Raw genomic sequence first — 7,163 nt, 5'->3', positions numbered from 1 at the left:
CCGTAAGTCCGTGCTAAATGGATCGCGCTCTTGCCCTTGATGTAACCCACCACACTGGATACTGCGTACTTCGGCGGTATCGAAATCAGCATATGCCCATGGTCAACCATCAGATGTCCTTCTTCTATCCGGCTTTCCTTATGCCGGGACAAAGCCCGAAATACCTCTCCAAGATCATTCCGTAACTGACCATACAACACCCTACGTCGGCACTTCGGAATAAATACTATGTGATATTTACACTCCCACCTGCTGTGCCTTAGGCCCAATATCTCGTCGATCGGTTTCTACTTCGTCGTGTGGTTGGCGGCTCACAGCGTCGGTTCTCCGATGGACGCCACTATATGTCAAACATCTACTGTCACCCCGGCAGAGCCAGGGAATTTCCTGTTTTTCGTTAAAAGTAACTTATAGAAACGCATTTTTATTGAGATTTTATGATTACAGTTGTGATACTGAGGTGGCTTTTGAATAGATTTCCATGAAAATTTTTAATGCTCTATAAAAAATTTAAAACAGACGGACGGATGGCAAGTGACAAAGCCGCCTACTCGGCATATCATTGATTAGCAAATAATAAACTTAAAATAAGAGCACGGTTTGGGTGCGTGCTGGTAGCATAATGTTTATTATAATCAATGTAGTTGGCTAGGTATCAACAGGGAAGAGTGTTGATGGGTAGCTTGGCGATAAGTATGGGGTAACAAATTGCAGTTTTCCGGTGTGCGGGACTTTGATCTGGTCCAATCCAGCAGCGCCTTGCGGGATTCATTGCTGCAGAACTGGGCGGCCGGCGGAGATGTAACACATTGTTATCTGGCAGTATTTACATTTTTCGGTAATACGGCTCCGGATGGCCCCGGCTTTGCCATAGCGGTTCGCACTGGCCAGCCAAAGAGCTTTTATATGCCTCCCCAGGTCGAAAAAAATCCTGAAAACAGTATCCCGGATTCAGGGCAATGGTACGCCGTGTTTAACATGCCCGGCAATATGATTTGATTGGGCAATATGCCATCCATAATGGGAAAATGTATTGCATTCATATCTCTCCGCCCACAAACTCAAACTGACGGTGGCCTTTTTTGCGGGGGTTTACTACACCCCGATCATAATCACGATATATCACCTTGGATGGCGTCCAATTTAGACTTGGCATTATTGCTGGAATGACTTCTATCCGGTCTATGAGGCATCCCAATGAGATACTTTATAGGCTTTTATAACAATTTTATTGTATTTATTTTTTGACTATATGTTTGATAGTCAAAAAAATGCAACGGAAGGGACTTTTTTGGGTCATATGGGGTTTCAGTCCAATCTTTTGGCCAGATCTTCAGCTTTTAAGTGAGTGTACCGCTTCAACATCTGCAAGGTCTTGTGGCCGGTAATTGCAGACGCTTCCATTGGGTTGAAGCCTTTTTCAAAAAAACGGCTAGTGGCTTCGTGTCGCAGGTCGTGAAAATGCAAGTCCTCGATGCCAGCACGGGCGCAGTTACGGGCAAAGGCTTGTTTTATCGCCTCGTATGTTGTTCCAAATACGCGGCCATCGTCATGTGACCGGGGCAATTCCTGCAGCAACTGAATGGCCCGACTGGATAAAGGAACTGTTCGTGCGTCGCCATTTTTCGTCTTGGTCAGGTGTGCCGTGCGTTTTTTTAAATCAATGTCTGACCATTGCAAGCCATCGCTGACTTTCGTTTTAACCTTGTTCCCTTCGGCATCTTTCAGATACCTCCATGTTTCCAGTATTTCACCGGCCCGCATGGCGGTTTCAATCGCAAATAGAATTGCGGGACGCAACCATGCGGTCAACCCTTCGTCGCACGCAGCCAGCAGACGTGTTTCTTCGTCATCAATTAATCGTCTATCTCTGCCTTGGGGCAACTTGGGTTTGCGGACCAATTCAACTGGGTTGTCTAAAGAGGACATCCGCCACTCTTTCTTTGCGACATTGTATAAATTGGAAAGCAGGGCAAGATGAAGCCTGATCGTGTTTGGCCCCTTCCCTTCGGCTTCCATCTCTTTTATTGACATTGCCACATCCTGCCCCTCAATGGATGCCATAAAGCGCTTTGCAATGGGGCGTTTTTGCCATTGCCTCAGATAGCCTATTTCTCGATCTCCGCTTTTCTTAGTTGGGATGATTTCTTGAGCGTAACGATTAAGCGCATCCTTGAGCGTGGTATGTTCTGCTTCACTCCGGTCCCGCCAGATGCCCTTGTCCATTTCGTTTTCAATGGACCGTGCCCATTGCTCTGCATCTTTTTTCTGTCGGAAGGTTTTGGAACTTGTGGGGTATCCCTTTCGGATTACCCGCGCTTGCCAGCCAATTAGGTTCTTGTCCCGGTCATAACGAGGGCCAATGGATGCCATTTTTCGTTCTCCTGCTCAATCATACTTGTGATGCATTTGAGCATTTATTGAGCGAAAATTCAATTTGGCAAAGAAAAAGGACTTATCCATAAGCATAAGTCATTGTTTTAATTTGGTGCTGGCGAGAGGAATCGAACCCCTGACCCACTGATTACAAATCAGTAGCTCTACCGACTGAGCTACGCCAGCATCTCGGATACTGAATTATATCTTGATGCCACGCCCTGTGGCAACGCATCATACCGCCATGAGCACAGTAATCCGTTACACTCGAAGCCAGACCATGCTTTCTCGGGCCATTTGACGCATTTAATCATAGTGAGGCGGTTCTACATGCATAATCGTCGTACCTTCCTGAAATTTGCCGGACTGAGTGGAGTGGCGCTGCCGGTTGCGGGTATTGCTTTTTACTCTCACAACCTGATCTCTCGGGCTTTTGCAGGTTCAGAGCTGTCACTGCTGCATGGACAATATTCCACCTCGTGGATTGGCAACAGCTTTGCCGGAAAGGGTCAAAATGGTTCCGGTCGCTGGGTTCAGGATGAAATTGTGGCCATGACTGTCACGGATGAGGGCACGGTGCTGACCGCATCCTTGTGGGATGAGGCTGGGCGTTGTACCGGCCTGTATCGGGACAATGATACCAATGTCCAATGTCTCATGGCCGATGGTGAAGCCCGTTCAAGGGCCTGGGGTTGGGGCACCGCAGGAACCAGTGTAGCCGTAATCGGCCATCTGCTTTTTATCACCAATACTGCAGGGGACTTATTACAATTTTATTGGAGCGATCCACACAATATTCAATCGGCCATTAAATACCAGGCGCACAGCAAATCCGGATTGGCACTCGCCATGGCAGGACGCGCAGAAACCCTGGCCTTGGCCCTCAAAGGAGGCGGCATTCAGATCCGCAATCCGCAGGATATGAGCGTCCGCAACACCCTTCCATTATCGGATATCACCGGCCTCGCCATCGACTCGAAAAACTCCTTGTGGGTGATACAAAAAGGGCAAATCCTGCATTATGGTTTGGATGGTCAGATATTGCCCAGTCGGATTGGCAATGTGGCCAAAGCTACGGCTATTTCCATCGATAAAAATGATGTTCTGCTGATTTGCGATAATGGTCCGGATCAACAGGTACTGAGTTATACCCTCTCTTCTAAACCACAACTCAATCAGCGTTATGGGGTTCAGGGTGGGCTGCGGGCGGGCACACCGGGAAAAATGGCTGCCAACAAGTTTTTTGCCCTGCGCGGGGCCGGCCTGGATGCTGCTGGTAATCTTTATGTCGGCATGTGTTTTGGACCCAATTCCAATTCTCCGGTGCTTATTCGTTCTTTAAACCCCCAGCAGCAATTGCGTTGGGAGTTATCAAAATATGCCTGGGTGACCGCTTTCTGTTTTGACCCCCGCAGTGATGGCACAGTGGTTTATGGTCCTGAATCCATTTTTTCCTATGAGCCTGACCAGGAGCCCGGCAAAGGCTGGCAGGCAGAGGCCATTACTCTGGACGCTGTGCGCTACCCTGATGATCCACGCATTATGGGCAAAGATGCCTGCTCCACCGAACTACGCCATCTGCAGGGGAAAAGACTGCTGTACACCATGGGACAAACCGGAGGCGGATACGACTTATACGCCTTTGAACCGGCCCCAAGCCAAATTGCCCATCATGTGGCCAGCCTCAAGGGCGATGGATTTGCCTGGAACGTGGACGCGGAAGGGGGTATCTGGCGTGGGCAAACACCCGATCAAAACATCTGGCATTATGCCTTTGCTGCTTGGTCTGATGCGGGCATTCCCCGTTTTAAATCTCCGGTAAAATATCCGGTGCCCGAATTATTTACCCGGGTGACTCGTGCACATTATGACAGCAGCAGCGATAGTCTCTATATCGGTGGCTACACCGCCAATAAAGGCAAAAAAAGCTGGGGGCTGATAGGCGCAGTCGTCGCGCGCTATGATCACTGGAAAAGCGGAAAAGCGCAATTTCGCTGGGCGGCCAATATGCCCGAAGACGGACATGGCTTACCACCAAAAGCATTTGATATTGCCGGTGATTATCTGTTTACCATCGCCGTATTTCCCACCGCAGGCAAGGATGCGGTAGTAACTATTTTCCGCCTCGACAATGGGGCAAAGGTAGGGAACATTTCACCGGGAGCGGCGGTGGGCAATCAAAGCGGTTGGGTGGACATGATTCACGCTGTTCATGCCCTGCGCCGGAAAAACGGGCAGTACCTGATCATGGTCGAAGAAGATGCTCGCGGTAAAAATATTGTTTATCAGTGGACACCGGCCTAATGCTGCAGATCAGGCGGTGCTTCATGATGACGGTGTAATCCTATCCACAACAAGGCACCCGGCAGACTGGTCAGGACCATGGTGAAGCCGAGCAACAGGGAAAGCGCCAAAGCCTGATCATGCCCCATGTGCAAATAGCCCAGATAGAAAACCATCAGGCCTTCTCGCAGCCCCCAACCGGCAAAGGATATGGGCAGGGCCAGAAACAGACTGATTACCGGCCACACTACCCAGAGTGCTACGGCGTCCGGGGCCTCGCCAAGAGCATGGGCGAGTAGCCAGAAGGTCATAACTGATATGCACTGAATCGTAAAAGACAGAACAATGGTCGCGCTCAATGCCAGACGATGGCGCAGCAGTGCGCTCATCCCCAACCGAATATCATGAAGCTTGTCGCCGAGTTTTCCGGAAATTTTTTCGAGAAAATTCAGTAGCGGGCTTAAAATGAGAAGAACAATCAGTGCATAGGCAAATAGCAGAATCCCGATGGTCCAGCCCATTTGCGGGAGCAGCCCCACCCTTGCTCCACCCAGAGCAAAGGCGACCGCTGCAATGACAATCAAAGCGCCCATCCCCATAAAGCGGTCACCAAAAACCGCTGCAAGCGCCAGCGGCATGGAACCGGTTTGCTGACGGGTGTACCAGGCACGAATCACATCACCGGAAACCGCCCCGGGCAATACCTGATTAAAATAGGCCCCAACCCAATTCAGCCGCAACAACCAGAGGATGGGAGCCGTGCGCTCCATAGCCAAGAGAATAATGCGCCAGCGAATAACCGATACCGATAAATTCAGGGCATAGGAGGCCATGGCCGCGACAAACCACCAGGGCCGCATTTCTGCAAAACGTTGACTGAGCGACGGCCAGTTGGTGTTATGCAAAAGCCAGAACAGAACGCCAATGGTAAAAACAATTTGTAACAGCAGTTGCCATCGGGTGTGGAGTTTTTTTCGGGACATGCCTGACTTTCAAAAGTGAATCAAGGGTCGGACTCTATGCGAGACCGCGCAGTGCTGCAAGTTCCCGATGGAACAAAGCCACCTTGTCCAGGCTTTCCTGATACTCCGCAGTAGCCACAGAGTCCGAGACAATGCCTCCACCTCCCCAGAACTGCAGTTCTCCCTGGCTGGCCGTGATGGTACGGATGGCGATATTCATATCCATTCTTCCACTGCGGTCGATATAACCGATGCTGCCACAATAAAGGCCGCGCGATGCGGCTTCGAGTTCATGGATGATTTCCATGGCACGGCGCTTAGGCGCACCCGTGATGGACCCTCCCGGAAAGCAGGCAGCCAGTGCGTGAAGGGGGTCCAATCCATCCTGTAATTGGGCTTCCACCACACTGACCAGATGATGGACCTGGGCGTTGGATTCCAGACCACAAAGCTGGATCACCTGCACGGAACCTGTTTTCGCCACCTTACCCAGATCATTGCGCAGCAAATCCACAATCATCACATTTTCCGCACGATCCTTGGGGCTATGCAGCAGGTCTTCGGCCAGGCGGATATCCTGCACAGCATCTGCAGAGCGGGGCCGTGTCCCTTTGATGGGCCGAACCTGCATTAGTCCCTGCCGGACCTGCAGCAATCTCTCTGGGGAAAAGCTCAATGCACTCCCCCAGGGAAAGCGCAGATAAGCCGAAAAAGCTGCAGGATTCATTGATCGCATCCGCTGATACAAATACCAGGGCGAGCCACTATAGGCGGCAGAAAACTTTTGTGCCAGATTGATCTGGTAACAATCACCGGCGTGAATATAAGCTTCCACCTGACGAAAAGCCTGGTCATATTGGGTAGGAGACCATTGCGCTTGCACAGCTCCGTGCGTCTGGAACACCGGCCATAGGGCAGGCTCCCGGACAGCTGCCAATCGGGCTTCCCATTGTAAACGTACACTGGCCATCTGATCTTCCGGGGCAAGCAGCCAGGAACAAGACTCCAGATGGTCAACCATGAAGGCCGTATCGTAAACGCCAAAGGCTGCTTCGGGCCAGGTCGCAGTCGCGGACATTGCAAGCCCCTGCTCCGCCAAAGCAAAATCATAAGCCAGGTAACCCAGAACCCCGCCGGTAAAGGGCAGATCTTCGCCCTGAGGCAACTGCGTTGCAGGCAGATTGGCAAGACTTTCCCGCAAGACCTGCCACAATGAAGATGTCGAAAGCTGTGCGGGCTGATTGCCATCGGCCACCCACAATTGTCCTTGATGCTGCCAGATACGGCGACGCGGTTGCGTCACCATAATGCTGTATCTCCCCTGCCCTGGCGTCCGGACACTACTATCCAGCCACTGCGACCAATCTGTTTCGGCAAGACTTGCAAATACCTTCTCAAGACGATCGGGATAGGCCAAAGCACAGCAAACCAAGGGAGACAACGTCATGATCCTGCCAAAAATATCGCCAAATAGAGCTTCGTAGCATAAGCGATGAAAGGCCCTTTGCCCACGAGCTCTTGACTACCGACCGATCGGTCGGT

General features: G+C 51.0%; 6 protein-coding genes and 1 tRNA gene. 2 read left to right on the top strand and 5 right to left on the bottom strand.

Annotation, left to right across the window (positions count from 1 at the left end; all coding sequences use genetic code 11):
* Window positions 1–281: IS200/IS605 family transposase (gene tnpA, locus H7F08_RS11395; protein WP_193640605.1), on the bottom strand; the 281-nt coding region annotated here is incomplete at its 3' end.
* A 427-nt stretch (window positions 282–708) separates the two neighbouring features.
* On the opposite strand from tnpA, the gene H7F08_RS11390 reads away from it, so the two are divergent.
* The gene (locus tag H7F08_RS11390; RefSeq protein ID WP_031573133.1) at window positions 709–999 is read left to right on the top strand and encodes a hypothetical protein; all 291 of its coding nucleotides are present in this window, start codon (window positions 709–711) and stop codon (window positions 997–999) included.
* 309 nt (window positions 1,000–1,308) lie between these two features.
* Here H7F08_RS11390 and H7F08_RS11385 read toward each other — a convergent pair whose 3' ends face one another.
* Both H7F08_RS11385 and H7F08_RS11380 read right to left on the bottom strand, forming a co-directional pair.
* Window positions 1,309–2,373 (bottom strand): site-specific integrase, encoded by a 1,065-nt coding sequence (locus tag H7F08_RS11385; protein ID WP_081577366.1) that lies wholly within the window; start codon window positions 2,371–2,373, stop codon window positions 1,309–1,311.
* Between the two features lie 113 nt (window positions 2,374–2,486).
* Window positions 2,487–2,562 (bottom strand) — tRNA-Thr (locus tag H7F08_RS11380).
* Between the two features lie 144 nt (window positions 2,563–2,706).
* On the opposite strand from H7F08_RS11380, the gene H7F08_RS11375 reads away from it, so the two are divergent.
* The gene (locus tag H7F08_RS11375) at window positions 2,707–4,680 is read left to right on the top strand and encodes a hypothetical protein (protein WP_193640602.1); all 1,974 of its coding nucleotides are present in this window, start codon (window positions 2,707–2,709) and stop codon (window positions 4,678–4,680) included.
* On the opposite strand, the gene H7F08_RS11370 is transcribed toward H7F08_RS11375, so the two are convergent.
* Window positions 4,677–5,642 carry a lysylphosphatidylglycerol synthase transmembrane domain-containing protein gene (locus H7F08_RS11370; RefSeq protein WP_193640601.1) on the bottom strand — a complete coding sequence of 322 codons (966 nt, stop codon included), beginning with the start codon at window positions 5,640–5,642 and terminating at the stop codon, window positions 4,677–4,679. The genes H7F08_RS11375 and H7F08_RS11370 overlap by 4 nt on opposite strands.
* Window positions 5,643–5,676: 34 nt before the next feature.
* Window positions 5,677–7,068 carry an aminodeoxychorismate synthase component I gene (pabB, locus tag H7F08_RS11365; RefSeq protein ID WP_193640600.1) on the bottom strand — a complete coding sequence of 464 codons (1,392 nt, stop codon included), beginning with the start codon at window positions 7,066–7,068 and terminating at the stop codon, window positions 5,677–5,679.
* Window positions 7,069–7,163 lie beyond the last annotated feature (95 nt).

This window comes from Acidithiobacillus sp. HP-11 (assembly GCF_015100075.1).
Taxonomy (GTDB): Bacteria; Pseudomonadota; Gammaproteobacteria; order Acidithiobacillales; family Acidithiobacillaceae; genus Acidithiobacillus; species Acidithiobacillus thiooxidans.
Note: the sequence above shows the minus strand (reverse complement) of the source record. Positions and strands in the feature narration are given on the sequence as shown.